Annotated in this window: 25 protein-coding genes; 10 read left to right on the forward strand and 15 right to left on the reverse strand. The window is 65.2% G+C overall.

Annotated elements, in window-relative coordinates:
* The coding region (locus AABA86_RS07010) for a hypothetical protein (protein WP_338306287.1) at positions 1–187 on the forward strand (187 nt) is incomplete at its 5' end.
* A 222-nt stretch (positions 188–409) separates the two neighbouring features.
* On the opposite strand, the gene AABA86_RS07015 is transcribed toward AABA86_RS07010, so the two are convergent.
* On the reverse strand, positions 410–3901 hold the full coding sequence (locus tag AABA86_RS07015) for an indolepyruvate ferredoxin oxidoreductase family protein (RefSeq protein WP_338306288.1): 3492 nt from the start codon (positions 3899–3901) through the stop codon (positions 410–412).
* A 284-nt stretch (positions 3902–4185) separates the two neighbouring features.
* Here AABA86_RS07015 and AABA86_RS07020 point away from each other — a divergent pair, with 284 nt between their 5' ends.
* Positions 4186–5409: a c-type cytochrome gene (locus AABA86_RS07020; protein WP_338306289.1), complete on the forward strand. Its 1224-nt coding sequence runs from the start codon at positions 4186–4188 to the stop codon at positions 5407–5409.
* A 149-nt stretch (positions 5410–5558) separates the two neighbouring features.
* On the opposite strand, the gene AABA86_RS07025 is transcribed toward AABA86_RS07020, so the two are convergent.
* Positions 5559–6203, reverse strand: coding sequence for a trimeric intracellular cation channel family protein (locus tag AABA86_RS07025; RefSeq protein WP_212248970.1), 645 nt, complete (start codon positions 6201–6203; stop codon positions 5559–5561).
* Positions 6204–6379: 176 nt separating this feature from the next.
* Between AABA86_RS07025 and AABA86_RS07030 the strand changes: the two genes are divergently transcribed.
* The gene (locus AABA86_RS07030; protein ID WP_028140977.1) at positions 6380–6772 is read left to right on the forward strand and encodes a hypothetical protein; all 393 of its coding nucleotides are present in this window, start codon (positions 6380–6382) and stop codon (positions 6770–6772) included.
* 63 nt (positions 6773–6835) lie between these two features.
* Here the strand turns inward: AABA86_RS07030 and AABA86_RS07035 are convergent, their stop codons facing one another.
* Genes AABA86_RS07035 through AABA86_RS07045 form a run of 3 tightly spaced genes read right to left on the reverse strand, consistent with a single transcriptional unit; the run spans position 6836 to position 8380 of the window.
* A complete protein-coding gene (locus AABA86_RS07035) occupies positions 6836–7645 on the reverse strand; it encodes an isocitrate lyase/PEP mutase family protein (RefSeq protein WP_338306290.1) in 810 nt (269 codons plus the stop codon).
* A 51-nt stretch (positions 7646–7696) separates the two neighbouring features.
* A complete protein-coding gene (locus tag AABA86_RS07040) occupies positions 7697–8047 on the reverse strand; it encodes an antibiotic biosynthesis monooxygenase family protein (protein ID WP_212248972.1) in 351 nt (116 codons plus the stop codon).
* Positions 8048–8071: 24 nt separating this feature from the next.
* Positions 8072–8380, reverse strand: coding sequence for an NIPSNAP family protein (locus AABA86_RS07045; RefSeq protein ID WP_212248973.1), 309 nt, complete (start codon positions 8378–8380; stop codon positions 8072–8074).
* Positions 8381–8627: 247 nt separating this feature from the next.
* Here AABA86_RS07045 and AABA86_RS07050 point away from each other — a divergent pair, with 247 nt between their 5' ends.
* Both AABA86_RS07050 and AABA86_RS07055 read left to right on the forward strand, forming a co-directional pair.
* On the forward strand, positions 8628–9326 hold the full coding sequence (locus AABA86_RS07050; RefSeq protein WP_212248974.1) for a winged helix-turn-helix domain-containing protein: 699 nt from the start codon (positions 8628–8630) through the stop codon (positions 9324–9326).
* A gap of 249 nt (positions 9327–9575) precedes the next feature.
* Entirely contained in the window at positions 9576–9824 is a 249-nt protein-coding gene (locus tag AABA86_RS07055; RefSeq protein ID WP_026202719.1) for a GCG_CRPN prefix-to-repeats domain-containing protein, read from the forward strand.
* Between the two features lie 159 nt (positions 9825–9983).
* Here the strand turns inward: AABA86_RS07055 and AABA86_RS07060 are convergent, their stop codons facing one another.
* Both AABA86_RS07060 and AABA86_RS07065 read right to left on the reverse strand, forming a co-directional pair.
* Positions 9984–10259, reverse strand: coding sequence for a twin-arginine translocation signal domain-containing protein (locus AABA86_RS07060; protein ID WP_338306291.1), 276 nt, complete (start codon positions 10257–10259; stop codon positions 9984–9986).
* A gap of 206 nt (positions 10260–10465) precedes the next feature.
* On the reverse strand, positions 10466–10780 hold the full coding sequence (locus AABA86_RS07065) for a hypothetical protein (RefSeq protein WP_338306292.1): 315 nt from the start codon (positions 10778–10780) through the stop codon (positions 10466–10468).
* Positions 10781–10910: 130 nt separating this feature from the next.
* Here AABA86_RS07065 and AABA86_RS07070 point away from each other — a divergent pair, with 130 nt between their 5' ends.
* Positions 10911–11567, forward strand: a complete 657-nt coding sequence (locus AABA86_RS07070; RefSeq protein WP_338306293.1) for a glutathione S-transferase family protein — start codon at positions 10911–10913, stop codon at positions 11565–11567.
* A 33-nt stretch (positions 11568–11600) separates the two neighbouring features.
* Here the strand turns inward: AABA86_RS07070 and AABA86_RS07075 are convergent, their stop codons facing one another.
* A complete protein-coding gene (locus AABA86_RS07075) occupies positions 11601–11948 on the reverse strand; it encodes a hypothetical protein (RefSeq protein WP_338306294.1) in 348 nt (115 codons plus the stop codon).
* Between the two features lie 622 nt (positions 11949–12570).
* The gene (locus AABA86_RS07080) at positions 12571–14103 is read right to left on the reverse strand and encodes an acyl-CoA carboxylase subunit beta (protein WP_338306295.1); all 1533 of its coding nucleotides are present in this window, start codon (positions 14101–14103) and stop codon (positions 12571–12573) included.
* A gap of 138 nt (positions 14104–14241) precedes the next feature.
* Between AABA86_RS07080 and AABA86_RS07085 the strand changes: the two genes are divergently transcribed.
* From AABA86_RS07085 to AABA86_RS07095, 3 genes are all read left to right on the forward strand, one after another.
* A complete protein-coding gene (locus tag AABA86_RS07085; protein WP_338306296.1) occupies positions 14242–14646 on the forward strand; it encodes a DUF4260 domain-containing protein in 405 nt (134 codons plus the stop codon).
* 153 nt (positions 14647–14799) lie between these two features.
* Positions 14800–15393 (forward strand): hypothetical protein, encoded by a 594-nt coding sequence (locus AABA86_RS07090; RefSeq protein WP_338306297.1) that lies wholly within the window; start codon positions 14800–14802, stop codon positions 15391–15393.
* A 76-nt stretch (positions 15394–15469) separates the two neighbouring features.
* Positions 15470–16462: a dienelactone hydrolase family protein gene (locus AABA86_RS07095; RefSeq protein ID WP_338306298.1), complete on the forward strand. Its 993-nt coding sequence runs from the start codon at positions 15470–15472 to the stop codon at positions 16460–16462.
* A 40-nt stretch (positions 16463–16502) separates the two neighbouring features.
* Here the strand turns inward: AABA86_RS07095 and AABA86_RS07100 are convergent, their stop codons facing one another.
* From AABA86_RS07100 to AABA86_RS07120, 5 genes are all read right to left on the reverse strand, one after another.
* Positions 16503–17159, reverse strand: coding sequence for a carboxymuconolactone decarboxylase family protein (locus tag AABA86_RS07100; protein ID WP_338306299.1), 657 nt, complete (start codon positions 17157–17159; stop codon positions 16503–16505).
* A 66-nt stretch (positions 17160–17225) separates the two neighbouring features.
* Positions 17226–18044 (reverse strand): class D beta-lactamase, encoded by an 819-nt coding sequence (gene blaOXA / locus AABA86_RS07105; protein WP_338306300.1) that lies wholly within the window; start codon positions 18042–18044, stop codon positions 17226–17228.
* A 74-nt stretch (positions 18045–18118) separates the two neighbouring features.
* Positions 18119–18382 carry an EscU/YscU/HrcU family type III secretion system export apparatus switch protein gene (locus AABA86_RS07110; protein WP_018322289.1) on the reverse strand — a complete coding sequence of 88 codons (264 nt, stop codon included), beginning with the start codon at positions 18380–18382 and terminating at the stop codon, positions 18119–18121.
* Positions 18379–19980 (reverse strand): flagellar hook-length control protein FliK, encoded by a 1602-nt coding sequence (fliK, locus tag AABA86_RS07115; RefSeq protein WP_338306301.1) that lies wholly within the window; start codon positions 19978–19980, stop codon positions 18379–18381. The genes AABA86_RS07110 and fliK overlap by 4 nt, the downstream gene beginning before the upstream one ends.
* A gap of 57 nt (positions 19981–20037) precedes the next feature.
* Positions 20038–20832, reverse strand: coding sequence for an ATP12 family chaperone protein (locus AABA86_RS07120; protein WP_212248986.1), 795 nt, complete (start codon positions 20830–20832; stop codon positions 20038–20040).
* Between the two features lie 107 nt (positions 20833–20939).
* On the opposite strand from AABA86_RS07120, the gene AABA86_RS07125 reads away from it, so the two are divergent.
* Complete coding sequence (locus AABA86_RS07125; RefSeq protein ID WP_338306302.1) at positions 20940–21386, forward strand: hypothetical protein; 447 nt, start codon at positions 20940–20942, stop codon at positions 21384–21386.
* A gap of 256 nt (positions 21387–21642) precedes the next feature.
* Here the strand turns inward: AABA86_RS07125 and AABA86_RS07130 are convergent, their stop codons facing one another.
* Positions 21643–22872, reverse strand: coding sequence for an RluA family pseudouridine synthase (locus AABA86_RS07130; protein WP_212248988.1), 1230 nt, complete (start codon positions 22870–22872; stop codon positions 21643–21645).
* Position 22873 lies beyond the last annotated feature (1 nt).

Raw genomic sequence — 22873 nt, forward strand, 5'->3', positions numbered from 1 at the left:
CACTATTGCCCCCGTCGCCTTGCAATTGCTCGCAAGACTTGACGCCAGCCTGCGGGCGTCAGGACCACACGATTTTGCCGTACGCGAGACCGCGCCCGTCGTGCACGAGACATTGCCTCGTGCGACGCAGCCCGCGTCCACCGCCACCCACCCCGCGTTTCGTGACGATCGCGATACGCCCCTTTGAGAGGGATGGGATGGCGGGGTGATACGACAATTCCGAATTTCGGTAAAGCGGAATGTTTTTATGCCGGCGGATTGACCCACGGAATGGGTGTTTTGCCCGGCGCCGACGCAACGGATGGTGTCGTAGGGTGGGCAAAGCGAAAGCGTGCCCACGTCTTTTGCGCAATCATGGAGAGGTCGTGGGCACGGCGCGTTGCGCCTTTGCCCACCCTACGAGACCTCCCTACTCCGCCGCGATCTGCCGCGGCGCGGGCGGCGGGCTCGCGAGGTCCGCCGCGAGCTGGGCGTAGCGAACCTTCGCATCCGCCACCGCCTTCTCCTTCACAGGGCCGTAGCCGCGGATGCGGTCGGGGAGCGATAGCAATTCCACGGCGGTATCGATCGTGACCGGCGACAAGAGACCAAGCACGGTCGTGACGTCCTTCTCGTAGCCGGCGATCAAATCGCGCTCGAGCTTGCGGTCGGCGCTGCGGCCGAAGATGTCGAGCGCCGTGCCGCGCAGGAATTTGAGCTTCGCGAGCACGCCGAAGACGTTGAGCATCCACGGGCCGAAGGCGCGCTTCTTCGGACGTCCCAGCGCGTCGAGGCCGCCGCCGAGGATCGGCGGCGCCAGGTTGAAGCTGAACTTGAAGTCGCCTTCGAACTGATCGCGGAGCTGCTGCGCGAAGGCGCCGTCGGTATAGAGGCGCGCGACTTCATACTCGTCCTTGTAGGCCAGCAGCTTGGCGTAGTTCACCGCGACCGCGCGCGGCAACGCATCGCCATAGCCGCCCTTCGCCGCGGCATCGCGCACCTGGTCGATCAGCTTGCGGTAGCGCTTGGCGAGACGGCTGTTCTGATAGGCAGTGAGGTGCTTGGCGCGGTGCTCGATGACTTCATCCAGCGTCATCGCTTCCAGGGTCTTCGGCGCAACGACTTCATCGGTGCCCTTCAGCATGTCGGCAAGACGCGTGGGGTCGGCGACCGCAAGGCGGCCGAGGCGGAAGGCTTCCTTGTTCATCTTGATCGAGACGCCGTTGACCTCGATGGCCTGCTCGATCGATTCCGCCGACAGCGGGAACAGGCCCTTCTGATAGGCATAGCCCATCATCATCATGTTGGTGGCGATGGCATCGCCGAGCAGCTGCTCGGCCGGCTTGGTGAAATCGAAGAAGACGGAGTCCTTGTGCAGCGCCGTTTCCAAGAGCTCGTTCAGCTTGCGGGTCTGGAAGTTAAAGTCGCGGTTGAGGACGAAATCGGCGGTCGGAATGACGTGGCTGTTGATGACGCCGCGGGTCCGGGTGGAGTCGCAGAGCGAGATCGTGTCCTTGGCGACCGCGACCACCTCATCGGCGGCGAGCACGAGGTCAGCCGTGCCGGTGACGATGCGCGAACAGGTCACCTCGGCCGGATGATCCGACAGGCGGACGTGGCTGAGCACCGCGCCACCTTTTTGCGCGAGGCCCGACATGTCGAGGATCATCGAGGCCTTACCCTCGATATGGGCGGCCATGCCGAGCAGCGCGCCGATGGTGAGCACGCCGGTGCCGCCGACACCGCCGACCGCGATGTTATAGGGCTTGTCGAGTGTCGGCCGCGACGCCGGCTCCGGCAGCTCGCCGATATCGGCAAGCTCGCTAGGCGCGCGGTGGCGCGGCTTGCCGCCGTCGACGGTGACGAAGGACGGACAGAAACCCTTGAGGCAGGAATAGTCCTTGTTGCAGGACGACTGGTTGATGGCGCGCTTGCGGCCGAACTCGGTCTCCAGCGGCTCGACCGAGATGCAGTTCGACTGCACCGAGCAATCGCCGCAGCCTTCGCAGACGGCCGGATTGATCATGACGCGACGCGCCGGATCCTCCATCAGGCCGCGCTTGCGGCGGCGGCGCTTTTCGGCGGCGCAGGTCTGCACGAAGACGATCGCCGAGGTGCCCTTGTACTCGCGGCACATCTTCATGACGTTGTCGAGTTCGTCGCGGTGATACTTCTTCACGCCGGGCGCGATGGTGTCGGCAGGATAGGTGTCGGGCGCCTCCGAGACCAGATAGATCTCGCGGATGCCCTCGGCGTGGAGCTGGAAGGTGATCTGCTGCGGCGAGAGGTCCCCGTCATGGCGCTGGCCGCCGGTCATGGCGACGGCGTCGTTGTAGAGGATCTTGTAGGTGATGTTGGTCTTGGACGCCACCGCCTGCCGGATCGCGAGAAGGCCGGAGTGGAAATAGGTGCCGTCGCCGAGATTCGCGAAAATGTGGTTCTCGTTCGTGAAGGGCGCGATGCCGACCCACGGCACGCCCTCGCCGCCCATATGCGTAAAGGTCTCGGTCGAGCGGTCCATCCACAGCGCCATGAAGTGGCAGCCGATGCCGGCGAGCGCGCGGCTGCCTTCGGGAACTTTCGTCGAAGTGTTGTGGGGGCAGCCGGAGCAGAAATATGGGGTGCGGGAGACAGGTGCGACCGCCTGCATCTGGCTCGCCTGGCGGCCGTTGAACCAGTCGGCCTTGGCGCGGAGCATCGAAGCGATCTCGGGGTTGAGATCGAGCTTGAGAAGTCGCTCGGTGAGCGAGGTCGCGAGCGAGGCGACGCTGAGCTCGGCGGCGAAGGTCAGGAAGCGCTTGTCGTGCTCGTCCATCTTGCCGACGATGCGCGGGCGGACGTCGTCGCGCCAGTTGAACAGCACCTGCTTGACCTGGTTCTCGACGATCTCGCGCCGCTCCTCGACGATGAAGATCTCCTCCAGGCCGACGGCGAATTCATGCACGCCTTCCGGCTCCAGCGGCCACGGCATGCCGATCTTGTAGAGGCGAAGGCCGATCTTGGCGGCGACCTCTTCGGTGATCCCGAGCTCGCGCAGCGCCTGACGGACATCCTCGTAGCTCTTGCCCGACGCCATGATGCCGAAGCGGGCGTTCGGCGAATCCATGGTGACGCGGTTGACCCTGTTGGCGCGCGCAAAGGCGATCGCGGCAAAGCCCTTGTAGTCCTGCAGGCGGCGGTCCTGCTCGAAGCGGTCGTCGGGCCAGCGCAGATTGAGTCCGCCTTGCGGCATCTCGAAATCGGCGGGGATGATGAAGGGCTTCATCTCGTCGGTGAGGTCGATCTCGGCGGTGGTCTCCACCGTCTCCGTGATCACCTTCATGCCGACCCAGCAGCCCGAATAGCGCGACATCGCGATGCCGAGCAGACCCATCTCGATCATCTCGTGGATGCTCGAGGGATAGAGATAAGGCATCAAGGCCGACATGAAGGCGTGGTCGGATTGATGCGGGACGGTCGACGATTTTGCGCCATGGTCGTCGCCGGCAAGGCACAGGACGCCGCCGTTCTTGGCCGAGCCCGCGGCATTGCCATGGCGGAACACGTCGCCGCAGCGATCGACGCCGGGGCCCTTGCCGTACCAGATGCCGACCACGCCGTCATATTTGGCGCCGGGCGAGAGGTTGAGCTGCTGCGAGCCCCAGACCGCGGTGGCCGCGAGATCCTCGTTCACGCCGGGCTGGAACTTGATGTTGTACTGCTCGAGATGCTTGCGGGCGGCAAACAGCTGCTGGTCGTAGCCGCCGAGCGGCGAGCCGCGATAGCCGGAGATGAAGCCCGCGGTGTTGAGGCCGCTGGCACGGTCGCGCCGGATCTGGGCCATGGGCAGGCGGACCAGGGCCTGGATGCCCGTGGTGAAGACATGCCCGGTTTCCTGGGTGTATTTTTGATCGAGACTGATCGGACCCTGGTTAATGCCCATGCCGTCCTCTTTTTGCGCCCTGTTCAGGTCTTGCTGACTTAAGCCGTTGCCTTCCCGTTGTTTTTAGCTAGGGCGCGCCGACCAGTTTCGCCACTCTATGTCGGATATTTCAGGATCCGCATCACAAATCTGGACCAAAGGGAGCGCCGGGTAAAAATCGCAACTTCGTGGCCTGAAACACGCCGGGCATTTTCAATTTGTGTCACCATACCCCCACTGTGGCGAAACGAACTGATGCCCCTGTCGTGCCGAATGCGGGCGATTGGTCGCAGGAGAGACTTTCGATGCGGACGATTCTGGCTGGCTTGGCTCTTGCCGGTTTGGCGTTGTGCAGTGCGGTTGCAAGCGCAGCCCGCGCCGCCGAGCCGTCGCCGGAGCTGATCGCCTACGGCAAGACGCTGGTCGAGGCCGGCGACTGCGCGGGCTGCCACACCGCCGATCCGGCAAAACCATTCGCGGGTGGCAAGCGCATCGATACGCCCTTCGGCGCCATCTATGCGCCGAACCTGACCCCGGACCGCGACACCGGGATTGGCGCCTGGCTGGATGCCGATTTCACCCGCGCATTGCGCACCGGCGTCGCGCCCGACGGCTCGAACTACTATCCGGCGTTCCCCTATCCCTACTTCACGAAGATGACAAAGGACGACACGCTGGCGATCCGCGCCTATCTCGGCACGCTTGCGCCCATCGTCAGCCGCAACAAGCCGCCGGAACTGCGCTGGCCGTTCGGCTATCGCGGCCTGATGCGGGTCTGGAACGCGATGTATTTCAAGCCCGGCCTGTTCGAGCCGGACCAGAGCAAGAGCGCGGCCTGGAACAGAGGTGGCTATCTCGTCACCGGGCTCGGTCATTGCGGCGCCTGCCACACGCCGAAGAATTATTTCGGCGCCGACAGGGACGCGCAAGCCCTGTCCGGCAACGAGGTCGGTGGCTGGTTTGCCCCGCGCCTCGATGGCGCTTCCCGCACGGGGCTGAAGTCGTGGAGCGCGGCCGACATTGCCGAATATCTGCAGAGCGGGCGCAACGCCAGGAGCCATGCCGGCGGGTTGATGGCGGAGGTCGTCGTCGACTCGACCTCGAAGATGAGCGATGCCGATGTGCGTGCGATCGCGGTGTACCTGAAAGGCCTGCCGCCGACGCGGCGTGAGACGATCGTGACGCCGCCTGATGATGCCGAGATGAAGGCGGGCCAGGCGGTCTACGCAAAGCTCTGCATCGCCTGCCATGAAGCCGACGGCTCCGGAGCCCCACGGATCTATCCGCCGCTGCCGGGCAATGCGCTGCTGCAATCGATCAATCCGTCCTCGACTTTGCGCATCATTCTCGACGGCGCCCACACCGTGACCACCGCGCGCGCGCCCAACACCGGCGAGATGCCGCCCTACGCCAAGCAGCTGTCCAATGAGGAGATCGCGGCGGTGACGAACTACATCCGCAACGCCTGGGGCAATACCGCGCCACTGGTGACGCCGTCGCAGGTGGCGAAAGCCAGGAAGCAGGAGTAGCTCCATCCCCCGTCATTGCAAGCGCAGCGAAGCGATCCAGAGTCCCTCCGCGGAAAGATCCTGGATTGCTTCCGCCTTCGCCCAAGGCTTCGGCGGACGAGTCGCCACGCTCGCGATGACGATGTGGATGGGGTGAGGTCAGGTAACCTCTACCTGTCCTCATCCCCGGTGAACACGAATTTCGGCATCTCCCATTTGTAGCGCACCGCGAGCAGGCGGAAGCTGATACCGAGCACGAAGGTCAGGATGGTCCAGAGCTCGGCGTTGACATGGAGGCCGAAGGCGGTGGCGTAGAACAATCCCGTCACCACCGAGACGCTGGCGTAGAGTTCGGATCGGAACAGCAGCGGCACGTCGTTGCAGAGCACGTCGCGCAACACGCCGCCGGCGCAGCCGGTCACCATGCCCGAGACGATCACGATCGGCAGCGAAGCATCCATCTGCCAGGCGACGTCGCAGCCGGCCATGGTGAAGACGACGAGCCCGATGGCGTCGAGCACGAGGAAGGCGACCTTCAGCCGGTGCACGAGGCGCGCGAACAGAATGGTGAGGAAGGCCGCACCACCGGCCAGCGCCAGATAGATCGGATTGGCGACCCAAACCAACGGATAGTGCCCGAGGAAGAGATCGCGCAACGTGCCGCCGCCAAGCGCGGTGATGCAGCCGAGGAAGCACACACCTAACCAGTCCATGCTGCGGCGTCCGGCAGCAAGTGCAGCCGTCATGCCCTGGGCGGCTATCGCAACCAGGGACAGGAAATGCAGCACGGTATCGCTTGGCGGCAGACTCCACATTGGCTTGTTCCCTCGCGCTTGTCCTCGTCGCAGCCATGGAACTCGCGTCCAGTTCCCGAATGAACAGGTTCCCGATTCCCGGTGGCGGGGCAACATGCGACGAAAGCATAAGGAGGCGCGGAACAGAATCTCGCATCCACGGGTTGTCCGGGCGTCATAACCGAGGAGATCAATCGATGGCTGACGACCGTTTTCCCAACGATCCGTACCGCCCGAACCTCGCCGACGATGAGTATCTTCGCGCGGCGCGCCGGGATGGCGACCTTCAGGCCGATCCCGAGCTTGGCGAAGGCCCCGCCTCCAGCGGCAAGGTTGCGTTATTCGCCGTTGCGATTGCACTGGTGCTGGGTGCCGTGTTCTACGGCCTGAACAATACGACCACTGGCAACCAGGCCAGCAACGCGCCGGCGACGCAGACCGCACAGCAGGCGCCTCCTGCCAATCCGGCTGCGCCTCCCGGTATGCGCGACGTGACGCCGCGCAACAACACCGAGCCGGGCGTAACGACGGGTGCGGCGCCGACCAAGCCGGCCCCGGACACCCAGAAGCCGTCTGACGGCGCGAAGTAACACTTCGCAATAGCGCGTGAAGCGGCGGGACTCAAAAAGTCCCGCCGCTTTTTCGTTGCGTCCCTAGCCGAACATCTTGTTGAGCTCGCCGCCGGGATAACCGCTGCCGAGCTCGGTGAACGTCCCCTTCTCCGCCATCTCCTTTGCCGCACGCATGAAGCCGCCCCAGGCGGCGCGGGCGAGCGAGCCGCCGACGCTGATCCGGCGCACGCCGAGATCCTCGGCTTCCTTCAGCGACAGGCCGGACGCGCCGATCAAGAGATTGAACGGCTTTGGATGCACCGCCTTCACCACGGCAGTGATGTCCTCGCGGGTCTTCAGGCCCGGCGCATAGAGGCAATCGGCGCCGGCGTCGGCGTAAGCGGTAAGCCGGTCGATGACGAGCTTCAAGTCGGTCACGCCCCACAGATAGGCTTCGCAGCGGCCGACCAGCAGCGCGCCGCTGTCGCCGATCGCCTTGCGCGAGGCCTTGATGCGCTCGACCGCGAGCGCGCGATCGTAGAGCGGCTTGTCCTTGTCGCCGGTGGAATCCTCGATCGACAGGCCGGCGACGCCGGTGCGCACGCAGCGCTCGACATTGTCCGCGACCCTATCCGGCTCGACCGCAAAGCCGCCCTCGAAATCGGCGTTGACGGGGATGTCGGCAGCCGAGCTCAATGCTGCCAGATGCTGACAAACGTCCTCGACGTTGACGTGGTTGTCAGCCTTGCCGATGGTCCAGGCAAAGCCCGCGCTCGATGACGCAATCGCCTTGAAACCGAGATGCTGCAACGCCTTGGCGCTGCCGATATCGACCGGATTGGGCAGGATGAAGCAGCCGCTTTCGTGCATCTTCCTGAAGGTCGCGCGCTTGTCCGCGGTCGTGACGTGCATGTTTTTCTCCCTTGTTGGCCGCGCAGACATAGGCGCGCGTGAATACGAACGCTAGTGCGCGTCGTGCACGGCGCGGCTGTCCTTCGGCGCTTCGTCGCGATCATTCATGCCGTAGTCCCTGACGACGCTGGCAATGCGCAAATGATAGTCGGCGAAGATTTTTGCGCGGCCCTTGGCCTGGGTGCGGCGGTGCTCCATCGTGTTGCGCCAGGCCTGCACCGCCGCCTCGTCCCGCCAGAACGACACCGACAGGATCTTGCCCTTCTCGGTCAGGCTCTCGAAACGCTCGACCGAGATGAAGCCGTCGATGGTTTGCAGGATCGGCTTCAGATCGGCTGCGAGGTCGAAATAGTCCTGGCGGTGTTCCGGCTTCGGCCAGACCTCGAAGATCACGGCGATCATGGGCATCTCCTGCTGCTATTGGACCTACAATACCACCTTGCGCAGGAAGGTGCGCTCTTCGGCGAGGATGAATTTGTGTTCCTCGGCGAAATGGAAATTCGCCAATCCCTCCGCGTCCTGCCGCAGCCGGGCGCGATAGGCCTCGTACGCGGCCAGACTCTCGAAGCTGATCAGCCCGAAGGCGATGTTGTTGGTGCCCTCATGCGGCATGAAATAGCCGATCAGGTCGCCGCCGCATTTCGGGATGATGGTGAGCCAGCGCTTCGAATATTCCTCGAACTGCGCGCGCTTGAACGGATCGAGCTGGTAGCGGATGAAGACGGTGACGGACATGAAGGCGCTCCTGGGTTTCCGTCGTCACTGCAAGCCGCGAAGTCTCGTAGGGTGGGCAAAGCGACTTGTCCGCCGTAGCTCGAAGAGCGAAGGCGGAAGCGTGCCCACCTCGCTTCTTCGCAAGCACGGTTGATGGGCACGTCGCTACGCTCCTTTGCCCACCCCACGGCTTCGCTGCGCGCGCAATGACGACTTGGTGAGAGGCTACGCCCTTGCCCGACCACAATGCTTCGGCTACCATCGAAGCATGAAATCAGGACCCGACATCGCCCTGGTCGCCTCGCTGGTCGGCGATCCCGCGCGCGCCAACATGCTCACCGCGCTGATGAACGGCCGCGCGCTCACGGCGAGCGAGCTGGCGCAGGAGGCCGGGATCACGCCGCAGACCGCGAGCTCGCACCTGGCCAAGCTCGAGGCCGGCGGGCTGGTCGAGCCGGAGAAGCAGGGCCGCCACCGCTACTATCGCCTCACCGACGACGACGTTGCCAGCGTGCTCGAAGGCCTTGCAGGCCTTGCCGCGCGCACCGGCCACATGCGCGTGCGCACCGGGCCGAAGGATCCGGCGTTGCGGCGCGCGCGGATCTGCTACGACCACCTCGCCGGCGATCTCGGCGTGCAGATGCTCGATTCCCTGCGCGAGCGGAATCTGGTCAGGCAGAAGAAGCAGGACATCGAGCTGACGGCCGAGGGCGAACGCTTCCTCGCCAAGCATCTGCAGATCTCGCCCGGCATGCTCACCCATCCGCGGCGGCCCGTGTGCAAGGCCTGCCTCGACTGGAGCGAACGGCGCCATCATCTCGCCGGCACGCTGGGGGCCGCCATGATGCAGCGCTTCGCCGAGCTGAAATGGGCGGCGCGCGACGCCACGCCCGGCAGCCGCGTCGTCAACTTCACCCGCACCGGCGAGAAGCAGTTTGCCGCGCTGTTCGGCGACGGGAAGGACTAACGAGCCGGCCGCCGGCGCCAGTACCTTGTCGCGCCAAGCCGCACGCAGGGAACGTTCATGCCGCATTCAGGTCATGATTGGCAGATTTGGATCGCACCGTCTCGGCATGTTGCAAAATTTAACATGTCGAATCGTGTCTTTTGATTCATTGTGCGCCGCAAGCGCCAAGCCGCTAAAGACTTGCTCCAAAGACTTGCCCCAAAGACCTGCCCCCAAAAGACCTGCCCCAAGGACGAGAAGGAAGATCACATGAAATACCTGTTCGCCGCCGCCATGCTCGCCAGCGCGGTTGTCGGTTTCAGCGAGGCCGCCAGCGCCGCGCAGGGTTGCGGCCCGGGTTGGTATCGTGGCGCCTACGGTGGCTGCCGCCCGATGCGCGGCGCGGTCGTCGTGCGCCCCGCCCCCGTGGTGGTCGCTCCGCCCGTCGTCGTCGTGCCGCGCGCGCGCGTTTGCCCCTATGGCTTCCGCTGGTACGCCGGCCGCTGCCGCCCGTTCTGATCTCTTTGCATCGCAAGATGGCCGCGCAGGTTCAGCCTGCGCGGCCATTTTCGTTTCCGGCTTGCTGCCGACGATTCGTCCGCCGTGGAATTTGAGCGGCCTGGAATCGAAACGGGGACCGCGGCTGCGATCTCCGTCCAAGTCGCGGCTTGCCGCGGCTTACCAGTGACGGCGATGCCAGCGGCGGCGACGCCAGCCCCAATGACGGTGACCCCACCCCCGGTGGCGGCCATGCCAGTGAACCTGTTCCGGCGTCAGCTTGGCGGCTTCCTCGCCGGTGGTGACGGCAGGATGAGCAGCGGGATTGCCTTGCGGCATGCGCGCGGGATCGCCGGCCGGCTGCGGCGACAACGGCGCGGCCTGCGCGGTCGCGGCGAAGGCGGCGGCGCCCGCCGTCACTCCCAATGCAAGTTTCAAAAAGTTCCGGCGCTCCATGACATGTCCTCTAGGCTACCTGGCAAGTGATGCAGAGGGAGTGTCGCGGTCACGACATGAACCAAGGCTGAATCCTGTGTTCAGATTCAAAAATGAAGTGAGGTGGAGAATTCGTAGCCTGGATGGAGCGTAGCGCAATCCAGGATTCGTGCTTCGGGCGAAGACCCCGGATTACGCTTGCGCTCCATCCGGGCTACAGGACCGCGCTACTTCGCAAACTCCTGCGCCAGCACGAGCGTCTCGCGCGAGCGCTTGACGTCGGGCCAGTCGCGGTTGAAATCGGCGACGAGCTGCTTGAGCGCATCGCCCTTCAGCATCGCCGCAAGCTTGGCCTCGTCATCGAACTGATACATCGCCTGATGCAGCGAGGGATCGTCCAGGCTCCAGAACCGCCAGGCTTTGCTCACGCCGAATGCTTTCACCGCGTCGGGCACATGTTCCGACTCGTACCACTTGTCAAAAGCAGCGCGCTGGGCGGGATCGGCGACGTTGGCGCGGACGACGAAGAAAGCTGATGGCATCGGGTTTCCTCCTGTTGTTGGGCGCGAGCCTAGCCGGATAACCCGCCGCCGACAAAAAGAGTTGGCGCGGGTGTCGGAATGCGCGTCCGTCGCTCGTCCTTCGTTTCGAACCAGGACACGGAGACAGCAAATGGCCGACCTCACCCTGACCACCTTCAATTGGGTTCCCGAACCGCCGCGAGGATTCGTGCGCGACCTTCGCGTGCGCTGGGCGCTCGAAGAGGCCGCCTTGCCCTATCGCGTCGCCAGCGCCCCATTCGACGATCGCGGGCCTGCGCATCTGGCGCACCAGCCGTTCGGCCAGGTGCCATGGCTGACCGACGGCGACCTCTCGATCTTCGAGACCGGCGCAATCCTGCTGCATCTGAGCGGGCTCAGCGCGAGGCTGATGCCGACCGATCCGCGCGGTCGCAGCGAGACGACGGAGTGGGTATTCGCCGCGCTCAATTCGGTGGAGATGGCCAGCCTGCCCTGGGGAATGTCGAAATTCATGGGACATCCGACCGACACAGCGGCGTGGAAATTCGTCGACGACTTCCTCAAGCTGCGCCTGAAGCACCTTGAGCCGGTGCTGGCCGGCCGCGAATGGCTGGCCGGCCCCTTCTCCGTCGCCGACATCCTGATGTCGGACGTGCTGCGCGTCGTCGACGGTTTCGGCGGGCTGGCCGACAGTCCCGCCTGCCGCGCCTACGTCGCGCGCGCCACAGCCCGCCCGGCGTTCATCAAGGCCCATGCCGACCAGATGGCGCATTTCGCCGCCGCGGATAAGGCGCGCACCGGTGCGTAGGGCGGATTAGCGGAGCGTAATCCGCCCTGCACCTCACACCAATTTCAGCGGCGCATCGGCGACCACGCGCAGGTCGATGCTGCCGATCAACGCCGCACGGCGCGCCTCCGCAGCGCTGATGGCATCGTCCGTCTGCCGCAGTGTACTGACGTTCGAGCCGAGCGACACGATCCCGCCCAGCACCAACGCAATCGATCCGAGGGCTGCGGTCTGACCGAAGCCGAACAGACCGAGGATCGTGACCAACAACAGCGCCGCCCCGCCACCGATCGCGATCTTGGACGCCAGGATGTACTTCCGGCACCGCTCGGCGATCTCGGCCAGCCGCTCGATGCGATCTTCGATGTCGGAGATTTCGTCGGTTGGATCGTCTTCGGTCATTGGATTCGTGAGCGAGCAGATCGGGGGACAAACGAACTTCGGTTACAGGGCACGGTAGCGCCTAGGACACCGGCACAACGCACGCAGGGAGAGGCCCAAGCGACATAGCAGGCTCGCGCGAAGAATCACCAGGGCTGGCCGCTGCATCGGAAGCGTTGGCAGGGTCGGGCAAGACCCTGACGCGAACAGCCACTCGGTCCCGCCTTCGATCGGTGATCGCTTCGTATCGCAGACTATCCGGCCCGCTATAACCAGGTCGTGCCAGGTAGAAAATGCTTATGCCGCGGATCCAGCGCCCGATACAGGCTTGATCCCTTCCAGAGTCGCCCGCCACCTCGAAATCCTCAATACGATAACAGACGATTCCATGTTCTGGTGACTTCATGAGCAAGAGCTGGGGGAGCTCGATAGGCGCGCACGTATTGTCGGCGTCGGCGTAGCCTTCGATAACGGTCTCCTCCGACGTCCGGGCGGTGACGGACATCTCGCTGTCTTGCGCGAAGCACGGTATGTCCATCGCCAGGACTGCCGACGACACGCTCAATATCAGGCCGCACGATCCAATGGAGCGCCGCCGTAGTCTCGATCGACGACGCCAAATTGCCACCGACCTGCCCTTCCCTCACAACGGCAAATTGTCGTGCTTCTTCGCCGGCGTTTCCACTTTCTTGTCCTTCAGCATCGCCAGCGCCCGCGCGATGCGCTTCCGCGTCGAGTGCGGCATGATGACGTCGTCGATGTAGCCGCGTTCAGCGGCGATGAAGGGTGACAGGAAGCGGTCTTCGTATTCCTTGGTGCGCGCGGCGATCTTGTCGGGGTCGCCGATGTCGGAGCGGAAGATGATCTCGACCGCGCCCTTGGCGCCCATCACCGCGATCTGGGCGGTCGGCCAGGCGTAGTTCATGTCGGCGCCGATCTCCTTGGAGGCCATGACGTCGAAGGCGCCGCCATAGGCCTTGCGGGTGATGATGGTCACCAGCGGCACCGTGCACTGCGAATAGGCGAACAGCAGCTTTGCGCCGTGCTTGATCAGGCCGCCATATTCCTGCGCGGTGCCCGGCAGGAAGCCCGGCACGTCCACGAAAGTGACGATCGGAATGTTGAAGGCGTCGCAGAAGCGGACGAAGCGCGCGGCCTTGCGCGAAGCGTCGCTGTCGAGCACGCCGGCCAGCACCATCGGCTGGTTGGCGACGAAGCCGACGGTGCGGCCCGCGATGCGGCCAAAGCCGGTGACGATGTTCTTGGCGAACATGTCCGCGATCTCGAAGAAGTCGCCCTCGTCCACGACCTTCAGGATCAATTCCTTCATGTCATAGGGCTTGTTCGGATTGTCGGGGATCAGCGTGTCCAGGGACATGTCGACGCGGCCGATGTCGTCGAAGCTCGGCCATTCCGGCACGCCGTCGCTGTTGTTGGACGGCAGGAAGTCGATCAGACGCCGCATCTGCAGCAGCGTCTCGACGTCGTTCTCGAACGCGCCGTCGGCGATCGAAGAGCGCGTGGCGTGCACCGAGGCGCCGCCGAGCTCTTCGGCGGTGACGACCTCGTTGGTCACGGTCTTCACGACGTCCGGGCCGGTGACGAACATGTAGCTGGTGTTCTTCACCATGAAGATGAAATCGGTCATCGCGGGCGAATAGACGTCGCCGCCGGCGCAGGGGCCCATGATGACGGAGATCTGCGGGATCACGCCGGAGGCGAGCACGTTGCGGCGGAACACGTAGGAATAGCCGGCGAGCGCAGCGACGCCCTCCTGGATGCGGGCGCCGCCCGCGTCATAGAGGCCGATGATGGGCGCCCGCGCCTTCATCGCCATGTCCTGGAGTTTCGTGATCTTCAGCGCGTGCGTCTCCGAGAGCGAGCCGCCGAACACCGTAAAATCCTTGGCGAACACGAACGTCTTGCGGCCGTTGACGGTGCCCCAGCCGGTGACGACGCCGTCGCCGGGGATCTTGTTCTTCTCCATGCCGAACTCGGTGGAGCGGTGCTCGACGAACATGTCGAACTCCTCGAACGATCCCTTGTCGAGCAGCAGCTCGATACGCTCGCGCGCGGTCAGCTTGCCGCGGGCGTGCTGCGCCTCGATGCGCTTCTCCCCGCCGCCGAGCTTTGCGCCGGCGCGACGATCTTCAAGGGCGTCCAGGATGTGTTTCATTTGCTCCCGCCAGTTCTTAAGTGATGCGGGGTTCTAACACGGCATTTTGCGGACCGGAAAGCGCCTTTCCGCGCCGCAGGGCTGCCCTGTCCGGGCTAAAAGCGTGAGAGATTACAAAGTTTTGCCCGGGAGGCGAGCATGGACGAGAGAATGGCCGAGACCGGTGCGGCAACGGGCGGCGTCAACATCCTGCTGCGGCTGGAGGGCCTCACCCTGTTTGTCGGGATGGTGATGCTTTACTGGGCCTGGGACGGCTCCTGGCTGGTCTTTGCCCTGCTCTTCTTCGTCCCCGATCTCAGCTTCCTGGCATACCTGTCCGACGCGAAATTCGGCGCGCTGGTCTACAACGCCGCCCACAGCTACATGGCACCGGTGTCGCTGCTGACGCTGGGCTTTGGCCTCGGCTCGCCGCTCACCTTGTCCATCGCCTTGATCTGGCTCGCCCATATCGGCATCGACCGGGCCCTCGGCTATGGCCTGAAATATTCCGCCGGGTTCGGCTTCACCCATCTGGGCCGGATCGGGCGGCAAAAGGACGCCTGACGTCGGCAAATTTGGTGGCCCGGCCCGGTTGACCGGGCCTGCCGATTCAGGCTTGCTTCGACCTCGCGATCAGGCGCCGAATGTTGCGTGAGCCCAGTTGGTACGGCGGCGGTCATTACGCCTTGGCTCGAGCATCACGCAAGCATCACCGAGATGTCCGCGACGGTCGTCCCCCTGCCGCCGAACTCGTCGTCCGAAACCATCGACTTCCTGCGGCGCATGGCCAGCATGGTGTCGGGGCGGAACGGCCAGATGCTGCTGCGTGCCGCGAGCCTGATCGAGTCGCTGGCACAGCGGGCGATGTCGGCCGAGCGGCTCTATCATGAGCAGCAGGATGCGAGCACGCGCAACGCCGAGCTGCGCGAGGCCGCCGAGCTTGCCTCCGATGCCATGGTCGGCCAGATCGAGGTGCTGCGGGCGCAGCTTGCCGAGGTCACCGCGGCAGCCGCCGCCGAGCGCGCCGCCTTCGATGCGGAGCGCGGCAAGCTGATCGGCGTGATGCAGAATGCCGAGAGCCATATCGGCAAGCTCACGACCGAGCTGGACGGCTTGCGCACCTCCGTCGACAGCTTCAACGCGACCGCGGTCTCGGTGCCGATCGAGGTGCTGCGGCTGGCACGGACGCAGTTCGATTTCCTCTCCGCCGGATTTGCCCGCAAGGGCGACGTGATCTCGCAGGCGATGAGCGAGATCGGCGGCTTTGCGATCGACCAGGCGCTGACGGCGAAGAAGACCGACACCGCCTGAGACGGTCGCCCCCTTGTCAAATTGACAGTGCGCGGACGCCTTGTTCTACTGGCTCAAAATCATCAGGGAGGATCCGATGCCGACGGCATTCCGCGTCGCTGCCGCGCTCATCGCGCTTTGCGTTTCAACTGAGCCGGCAAGCGCGCAATCCCTGCCCAAGGAAGTCGCCACCCGGGCCGAGATCTCTCCGATCCCCTCGCTCACTCTCTCCGACCAGCAATTTCTCAGCGGCGATGCGGCGGCCGGCAAGCCAGTGACGGTGGCGGGCGAATTCCGCGTCGCGCAAGGCAGCGGAAAGCTTCCCGTCGTGGTGCTGATGCACGGCTCAAGCGGCGTCGGCGCCACCACCGAGGCCTGGGTGCACGCGTTCAACGCCATGGGCATCTCGACCTTCGTGATCGACGGTTTCACCGGCCGCGGGCTGACGGTGGTCGGGCCGAACCAGGCGCTCCTCGGCCGGCTCAACCTGATCGTCGACATCTACCGCTCGCTGGAAATCTTGGCGAAACACCCGCGCGTCGATCCGGACCGCATCGTCCTGATGGGCTTCTCCCGCGGCGGACAGGCGACGCTCTATGCGAGCCTCGCGCGCTTCAACAAGCTCTGGAACAAATCCGGCATCCAGTTCGCCGCCTACATCCCGTTCTATCCGGATTGCTCGACGACGTATCGGAGTGACGACGAGGTCGCGGCGCGCCCGATCCGCATCTTCCACGGCACGCCTGATGACTACAACCCCGTCAAGAGCTGCAAGGATTTCGTCGAGCGGCTCAAGGCCGCGGGGCGCGACGTGGTGCTGACGGAATATCCTGATAGCGCGCACGGGTTCGACAGCGGCCTGCTTGGTGCCAACACCGTGGCCGTATCAGCCAATTCGCAGACCGTACGCAATTGCCGAATCAGGGAAGGCGACGGCGGCGTGCTGATGAACGGCGATACCAACGCGCCCTTCACCTACAAGGACGCCTGCGTCGAGCTGAACCCGCATGTCGGCGGCAATCCGAAGACAGCCGCCGAGTCGCGCAAGGCGGTGGAGGAGTTTTTGCAGGCGCTGTTCAAGTTGGGTTAGGCGGTGGAGAGAGCTGTGCTCGCAACAACAATGACGAGTCTTACGGCTCGCCCGGCTTGAACGGCTCCTGCTTGTCCGGCGGCACCGTCTCTTCCGCCATGGCGAGCAGCATCGCGACCATCACGTAATTGCCGGCGAGCGCGGTGAGATCGACGATCTGCTGGTCGTTGAAGATCTTCTTCGCGCGCGCGTAGGTCTCGTCGGTGACCTTCCTGGATGTGGTGAGCTCAGTGACGAAATCGTAGACCACGGCCTCGTCCTCGGCCATCTTCGACGGCCGCTTGTTGGCCTTCAGCTCCGCGATGATGTCGGACGAGAGGCCTGCCTTCGCCGCCAGCGGCGCGTGCGCGAACCACTCGACCTGTGAGCGCCACTGCCGCCCGATGATCAGGATCGCAAACTCGTTGAGCTTGACCGGGACCGACGTTTCCCAGCGCAGATAGTGGAACAGGTCGAACAGGCGCTGGCCGAGCACCGGGCTGCGGATCATGGGATTGTAGGGGCCACCAATGCCGACGCTCGACACCTTCATGATCTGCTCGCCGAGCGGCTTCTGCTTGGCATCTAACTGATCCATGGTCAGCTGCGGAAAGCGCGGCTCCTTGCTGGTCGCAGGTGCTGCGAACATGGTCGCGGCAAGCCAACCGCCAACTGCGGCAAGCGTGAGCGACGACAGCCAGAGCGGTGTTGAGTTCATTGTGATCCTCCCGGTTTTCGTTCTTGGCCGGAAGGATGCTAGTCGAGCGGCGCTGGCGCGACAGCGCTATATCGCACCGATCTCGGCAAGGCAGGCTTGCGTCAGCGTCATGCGCTCGCCGACGAGACGCGGCTCCCTGCAATCCATGTTCAGCGCAAACACGGTGTGCGCCTCGCCCTTCTCGGCCCAGCCGACCATCCAGCCGAGCGACGGCTCGCCGCGCTCGGCGCCCAAGAGGCCGGACTTGGCGCGGATGACGCTGTCGCCCACCTTTGTCACCGGTAGGATGTCGGCAACGAGATCCTGGCTACGCTTGCTGACCGGCAACGTGCGGCGCCGCAGCCGGTCGACGAAATCGATCTGCTCGACCGGATCGATGCGCAAGGCCCCGGTGAGCCAGAACTGGTCGATGCCGCCGCCGATGTCACGGTTGCCATAGTCGAACTCGTCGACATACTTCTGCATCCGCTCCTGCCCGATCCGTCGCGCGATCTCCTGATAGACCGGCACCGCGCTCACGGCGATCGCACTGCGCAGCGTGTGATCCTTGTTCCAGGCTTCGATCGACCGCTTGACACCGTCCCAGGCAAACACGTCCTTGTCGGGATCAGTGACGACGCCGGTCTCCAGCGCGATCAGCGAGTTCGGGATCTTGAAGGTCGAGGCCGGCAGCTTCCCCTCGCCCGAACGCTCCTTGTCACTGGCGACGATCAGATAGTCCTCGACCTTGTAGCCGACAAAGGTGCCGGACGTGCCGAGGTCGGTGAAGCGCTTTGCAAGGCTGTCGCGGATCTCGTTGCGCGGCGGCGCGACGTGAGCGAGCGCGCGCGATGGCAGAGTGACGGCTGCGGCGAGAAGGCCGAGGGTGGAACGGCGGGTGAGCAAGAGCGATATCCGTTGAACGATGAAGGTCGCCCAACCCTGCAGCGGCTACGTGGTGAAACGATGACGGATAAGGTCTATCGCCCCCGGCCCGACAGCCGCAGCACGAACACCAGCACTTCGGCGACGGCCTTGTAGAGGTCCGGGGGAATCTCCTCGCCGAGCTCGACCTTGGACAGCGCCCCGGCCAGAACCTCGTTTTCCTCGATCGGGATGTCGTGGGCCCTGGCGATCTCGACGATCTTCTCGCCGATCGTGCCCTTGCCCTTGGCGACGACGACGGGCGCGTTGGTACCCTTTTCGTAATGCAGCGCGATGGCGAGCTTGGATGGGTCGCTCATGTCGCCCGATCCAGGAAGTGGCCGGCTCGGGCCGGTGCGGGTTGAGGTGGCGTGCCCTCGCGGACCAGAATGTCACCGGGCTTGAGCTCGGCCCGAGTCAGCGCCTGATTGAGCTCACCGATGCCGGCGCGGAGCTGCTGGACCGTCGCCGGCCGCTCCGCCCACATCCGCACGAACGTCTTGTCGCCGTTCAGCGTGATCAGCGCGTGCACGGGGCCGGCCGGCTCGACATTAAGCGAGAAGCGCGCGCGCCAGGCGCGCTTGGCAGGATCGGCGGATTCGCCAGCGCCGTCGCGCGAGATCTCGAATTGCGCCATCGCGGTGCCCCGCGGCGTTGCGAACGGGATCTCGAAATTCCACTGCGGCACGACCGGGTCGATGCGGTGGCCGCTGGCGTCGGTGCGATCGGGCAGCGAAGCGACCTGCAACAATGTCTGCCGCGCGATCGCGGCATCGGTGTCGTCGAGCAGGCGATGCACGGTTGCGGAAAGCGGCGTGTCCGGCGCGAGCGAGGGCGAGGCGATCGCCTGCGGCGAAGGCAATGCACCGCGGAACGGCGGTGGCGCCGCGCGTGCGGCTGCCTCGAAGCTATGGCCGTCGGGCACGGTCTTGTTCGAGCCGGGAACGTTGCCGGTCAGGCGCGGCAGGTTTTGCGTGGCCTCCTGCAGCAGGCTCGCGGCAAGGCCCGCGGACATGGTGCGCGGCATCGCGGCCTGCTGAGCGTTGCCAGCAACGTCCGCAAGCACGGCGGCCGCGAGATTGGCGTTGCGCGGCGTCTGCGCGATCTCGGGGCCGGACGGGGACGCGGACTGCGCGGCCCCACCTGCAGCCTGGGTCGGCGCGGTGGCGACCTGCCGTGTCCCCGTCGTCGCAGCCGGAATTGCAGCGCCCTGTGGCAGGGCGGTTTCGAGCGTGGTCAGCGTCTGGCGCAGCACCAGCAGCGCCGCCTTCAGGTCGGGCGCCGTGCCGGCGGGCGGCCTCGCGCCCGCGGCCAGCGAAGCCTCGAGGAACAAGCCGGATTTCTGGAACGCGGATTCGACATCGGCGCCATCGAGCGCCGAATTGAGCGGCGTCTGCTGCGCCAGCACGTCCAGCACCGCCTGCTTCAAGCCCGCAGGCAGATCGCTGCCGGTGACGACGGATGCCAGATTGGCGAACAGCGGCGCCTGGCTGCCCTGTTTTGTGACGGCCTCGGCCGAGGCCGCGGTGACGGCGACCTGCTCCAATGGCGTCAGCATGTTGCGCGTCGCGGTCGCGGATGGCGCCAGCGGCGGGCTTTCCACCAGCAAGGCCGCACGCGGCGTCAGCGTGATCTGATCGGCGGCTGCCTCGCCTGCCCCGTTCATCACGGCGAGCCTGATCGTGCCGTCGTTCTGCGACACCGCCAGCTGGAGATTCTGCCCCGGCGTCAGCGCCACCTCGGACATCACGTCCATCGACAGGTTGGCGATCGCGATCCGCACCAGATTGTCGGCCATCACGCTGACGACCCTGGCATCGACGACGCTGCCCGCCTGCAGCACGAGGTCGGGCGTCGTCGCATCAGCTACGGGGCTGGCGGCACTGACGGGAACGATGGAAGTGACCGGCGTCGGCATCTCAGGGGGCCCATGGAGCGCTGGCCACACCCTAAGGCCGCCGTCGTAAACCTCTCGTTAAGGACCTTCGGCTGCGGACGCCTTTACCGCCGCCAGAACCGCCACGGCGGCCTCGAAATCCCGAAGACGCGTGGCCCGGCGGCTGGCCGCCTCCTCGTCTCCGCCCCATTGGTCGATGTTCCAGTCCTCATCGACATGGGCGGCGGCCCAGACCTGGCCGGCGTCGCGCACGCCATGAGCCAGCGCCAGCGCCAGCAGCGCCGAGCCGGTCAGGGTCGTCACCACGTGGAGCGCGGCGACCGACCAGGCGTCCCCCGGCAGCGCCGTGCGCGCAGCCTCGACCGCCTCGTCAGGCTGCTTCACATGCATGACGCCCTCGGACAGGATGAAATGCGCGCCCAACGTCTCCGCGGCCCAGAACAGCACGGGATCCCAATGCGCGGCCTCGCGGGCGACCAGCCCTTCGGGATGGCCGGCACGATAGAACAGCAAATCGGACTCGAAATATTTCGCGAGGTCGTCGCTGACGAGCTCGACGCGGTCGATCACGCCCTCGACCACGCTGTTGGCGACCCGCGTCAGCGGCATGGTCACGGGATCAATCGTCTCGCTCTGGGCCGCCCATTCCGCGGCCACGGCATCGGCGAGCGTCCGCGCAGGGATCACCACCTGGCGGCCGGACGGCGTGCGGATCGGCTTGCCGTCGAGCGTGATGGCAAAACCGCCCTCGGCCTCGGTGACGCCGGCCTCCTTGTAGAAGCGCTTGCGCAGCGGCGTGCGCGCCGACGCGCGCGCCGATTCCCGCGGATCCGGCGGAGGCTGGCTTGCTGCTTCTTCGAACAATTCGCGCATGTGAGTTTTCGGTCCTGGTCGCTCGATGCTAGGCTTTTAAGATAAGACCGTTTTAAGCCAAGACCGTCTTAAGCCAAGACTTGCGACCGATAAAGCGAGCAGCGGGCATGAGGGAACTTGCGGGCCTTGTGGCCCTGTTGACGGGGCTCTGGCTGGCCGCCGCGGAGGCCGGCTTTCGCACCCCGGAATCGCTGGTCCGGAATGTCTATGCCCATTACGGCGAAGGAGCGCCGGAGCTGTCCAGGGGCCTGCCGCGGGATGCGGCCACCACCCGGCAGTTCTTCGATCCAAGCCTCCGCAGGGCCTGGTCCGCGCCGCGGGTCGAGCCCTACGACTTCCTGGTGCAGAGCCGGAGCTGGAAGCTCGGTCCGGTCGCAATCGCGGTTGTCCGCAGGCAATACGACAAGACCTACGTCGCCGCGAATTTCGACAATCGCGGCCGGAAGGTCGCGCTGAACTTCGTCCTGGTCAACGGCGCCGATGGCTGGCTGATCACGGATATCGAAAGCGCGCATGACAGCTTGCGGATGTTTCTGGAGCAGTTTCGGAAGTGATCACGCATAGTTACCAGTCGCAACCACAAACACCGCTGTCATGCTCCGCGACCCGGCTACGCCAAGGCTTCGCCGAGGTTTCGGTCTTGGGCGCGCCGAAGCTTTGGCGCAGGCGGCAGGCGGGGCATCCAGTACGCCGCGGCGGGTGTGGTGAGAGCGAGCTCCCTAACGCCGGCCTCTGGAATACTGGATCGCCCGCTTTCGCGGGCGATGACACCTGAGAACGAGGCAGACATCGCCTGCCCCATTCAGCCCCCTACTCCTCCGGCGCGTTCTCGATCGGGTCGAACCGGGCCGCATCAAGCCCCAGCAGATTCCACGACTGCTGCATGTGCGGCGGCAATGGCGCGGTGGCGTCGATCACGCCGCCGCGCGGATGCGGAATGACGATGCGGCGCGCGAGCAGATGCAGCCGGTTCTGCAGGCCGCCCGGCAGCTGCCAGTTCTCGATGTTGAAATATTTGGGATCGCCGACAATGGGATGGCCGATATGCTCCATGTGGGCGCGCAGCTGGTGGGTGCGCCCTGTCACCGGCTTCAGCGAGACCCAGGTCAGCTTGTTGCCGGCGGTCTCGACCACTGCGTAATAGGTCACCGCGTGGCTTGCGCCCTCGTCGCCATGCTGGGCGATGCGCATGATGGTGTCGTCCTCGCTCTCTTCCTTGGCCAGGAAGGTCGAGATGCGGCCCTGCTTGGGCTTCGGCAGGCCCGGCACCAGCGCCCAATAGGTTTTCCGCGCCGATCGTGAGCGGAACGCACCGGTCAGATGCGAGGCAGCGAAACGGGTCTTCGCGATTAGAAGGCAGCCGGACGTGTCCTTGTCGATCCGGTGCACAAGCCGCGGCTTCTGCCCCTTGGAGTCGCGCATCACCTCCAGCATCTGGTCGATGTGCCGCGTCGTGCCGGAGCCGCCCTGCACGGCAAGCCCAAACGGCTTGTTGAGCACGAGGACGTCGTCGTCCTCGTACAACGTCATCTCCTTCAGCGCGGCGAGCGTCTTTTGCGCGGCTTCCGACAGCGGGCTCGCAGCCTTCGGCGTGTCCAGCTTCAGGGGCGGAATGCGGACGCTCTGCCCCTCCTCCAGACGGTCCTTGCTGTCGACGCGCTTGCCATCGACGCGCAGCTCGCCTTTGCGGACGACGCGCTGGATGTGGGAGAACGACAGGCCGGGAAAGCGCGCCTCGAGGAAACGATCGACGCGCATGTTGTTCTCGTCGGCGGTCACCTTGACGGTCTGCACCTTGGTCGGCAGCAGCGCCTCGACGGGCTTTTCGGGCGCTGGTCTTTCCAGCTCAGCCCTCTCCAGCTTAGCTTTGGGCGCGCGCCGCTCAGGACGCTCCGCCGCAAAGCGCGGCGGCTTCGTCCCTGGCTTGCCGCCCGGCCGCGGTCCCGCTTTCTTTGCGGTGCGCGCCTTGAAAGGACGCGAATCGTCGCGCTCGTCACGCGAACGGGGCTTTGGGTTCATTCTCTTGATGCGGCGGCTCATG

It is taken from the genome of Bradyrhizobium sp. TM233, from assembly GCF_036247965.1.
In the GTDB taxonomy this organism is placed as follows: domain Bacteria; phylum Pseudomonadota; class Alphaproteobacteria; order Rhizobiales; family Xanthobacteraceae; genus Bradyrhizobium; species Bradyrhizobium ottawaense.

Bases quoted from the DNA above. Each gene is read 5' to 3' on its own strand.
- AABA86_RS07015 (WP_338306288.1), bottom strand. From the start codon at position 3,901: ATGGGCATTAACCAGGGTCCGATCAGTCTCGATCAAAAATACACCCAG.
- AABA86_RS07020 (WP_338306289.1), top strand. From the start codon at position 4,186: ATGCGGACGATTCTGGCTGGCTTGGCTCTTGCCGGTTTGGCGTTGTGC.
- AABA86_RS07025 (WP_212248970.1), bottom strand. From the start codon at position 6,203: ATGTGGAGTCTGCCGCCAAGCGATACCGTGCTGCATTTCCTGTCCCTG.
- AABA86_RS07030 (WP_028140977.1), top strand. From the start codon at position 6,380: ATGGCTGACGACCGTTTTCCCAACGATCCGTACCGCCCGAACCTCGCC.
- AABA86_RS07035 (WP_338306290.1), bottom strand. From the start codon at position 7,645: ATGCACGTCACGACCGCGGACAAGCGCGCGACCTTCAGGAAGATGCAC.
- AABA86_RS07040 (WP_212248972.1), bottom strand. From the start codon at position 8,047: ATGATCGCCGTGATCTTCGAGGTCTGGCCGAAGCCGGAACACCGCCAG.
- AABA86_RS07045 (WP_212248973.1), bottom strand. From the start codon at position 8,380: ATGTCCGTCACCGTCTTCATCCGCTACCAGCTCGATCCGTTCAAGCGC.
- AABA86_RS07050 (WP_212248974.1), top strand. From the start codon at position 8,628: ATGAAATCAGGACCCGACATCGCCCTGGTCGCCTCGCTGGTCGGCGAT.
- AABA86_RS07055 (WP_026202719.1), top strand. From the start codon at position 9,576: ATGAAATACCTGTTCGCCGCCGCCATGCTCGCCAGCGCGGTTGTCGGT.
- AABA86_RS07060 (WP_338306291.1), bottom strand. From the start codon at position 10,259: ATGGAGCGCCGGAACTTTTTGAAACTTGCATTGGGAGTGACGGCGGGC.
- AABA86_RS07065 (WP_338306292.1), bottom strand. From the start codon at position 10,780: ATGCCATCAGCTTTCTTCGTCGTCCGCGCCAACGTCGCCGATCCCGCC.
- AABA86_RS07070 (WP_338306293.1), top strand. From the start codon at position 10,911: ATGGCCGACCTCACCCTGACCACCTTCAATTGGGTTCCCGAACCGCCG.
- AABA86_RS07075 (WP_338306294.1), bottom strand. From the start codon at position 11,948: ATGACCGAAGACGATCCAACCGACGAAATCTCCGACATCGAAGATCGC.
- AABA86_RS07080 (WP_338306295.1), bottom strand. From the start codon at position 14,103: ATGAAACACATCCTGGACGCCCTTGAAGATCGTCGCGCCGGCGCAAAG.
- AABA86_RS07085 (WP_338306296.1), top strand. From the start codon at position 14,242: ATGGACGAGAGAATGGCCGAGACCGGTGCGGCAACGGGCGGCGTCAAC.
- AABA86_RS07090 (WP_338306297.1), top strand. From the start codon at position 14,800: ATGTCCGCGACGGTCGTCCCCCTGCCGCCGAACTCGTCGTCCGAAACC.
- AABA86_RS07095 (WP_338306298.1), top strand. From the start codon at position 15,470: ATGCCGACGGCATTCCGCGTCGCTGCCGCGCTCATCGCGCTTTGCGTT.
- AABA86_RS07100 (WP_338306299.1), bottom strand. From the start codon at position 17,159: ATGAACTCAACACCGCTCTGGCTGTCGTCGCTCACGCTTGCCGCAGTT.
- AABA86_RS07110 (WP_018322289.1), bottom strand. From the start codon at position 18,382: ATGAGCGACCCATCCAAGCTCGCCATCGCGCTGCATTACGAAAAGGGT.
- fliK (WP_338306301.1), bottom strand. From the start codon at position 19,980: ATGCCGACGCCGGTCACTTCCATCGTTCCCGTCAGTGCCGCCAGCCCC.
- AABA86_RS07120 (WP_212248986.1), bottom strand. From the start codon at position 20,832: ATGCGCGAATTGTTCGAAGAAGCAGCAAGCCAGCCTCCGCCGGATCCG.
- AABA86_RS07125 (WP_338306302.1), top strand. From the start codon at position 20,940: ATGAGGGAACTTGCGGGCCTTGTGGCCCTGTTGACGGGGCTCTGGCTG.
- AABA86_RS07130 (WP_212248988.1), bottom strand. From the start codon at position 22,872: ATGAGCCGCCGCATCAAGAGAATGAACCCAAAGCCCCGTTCGCGTGAC.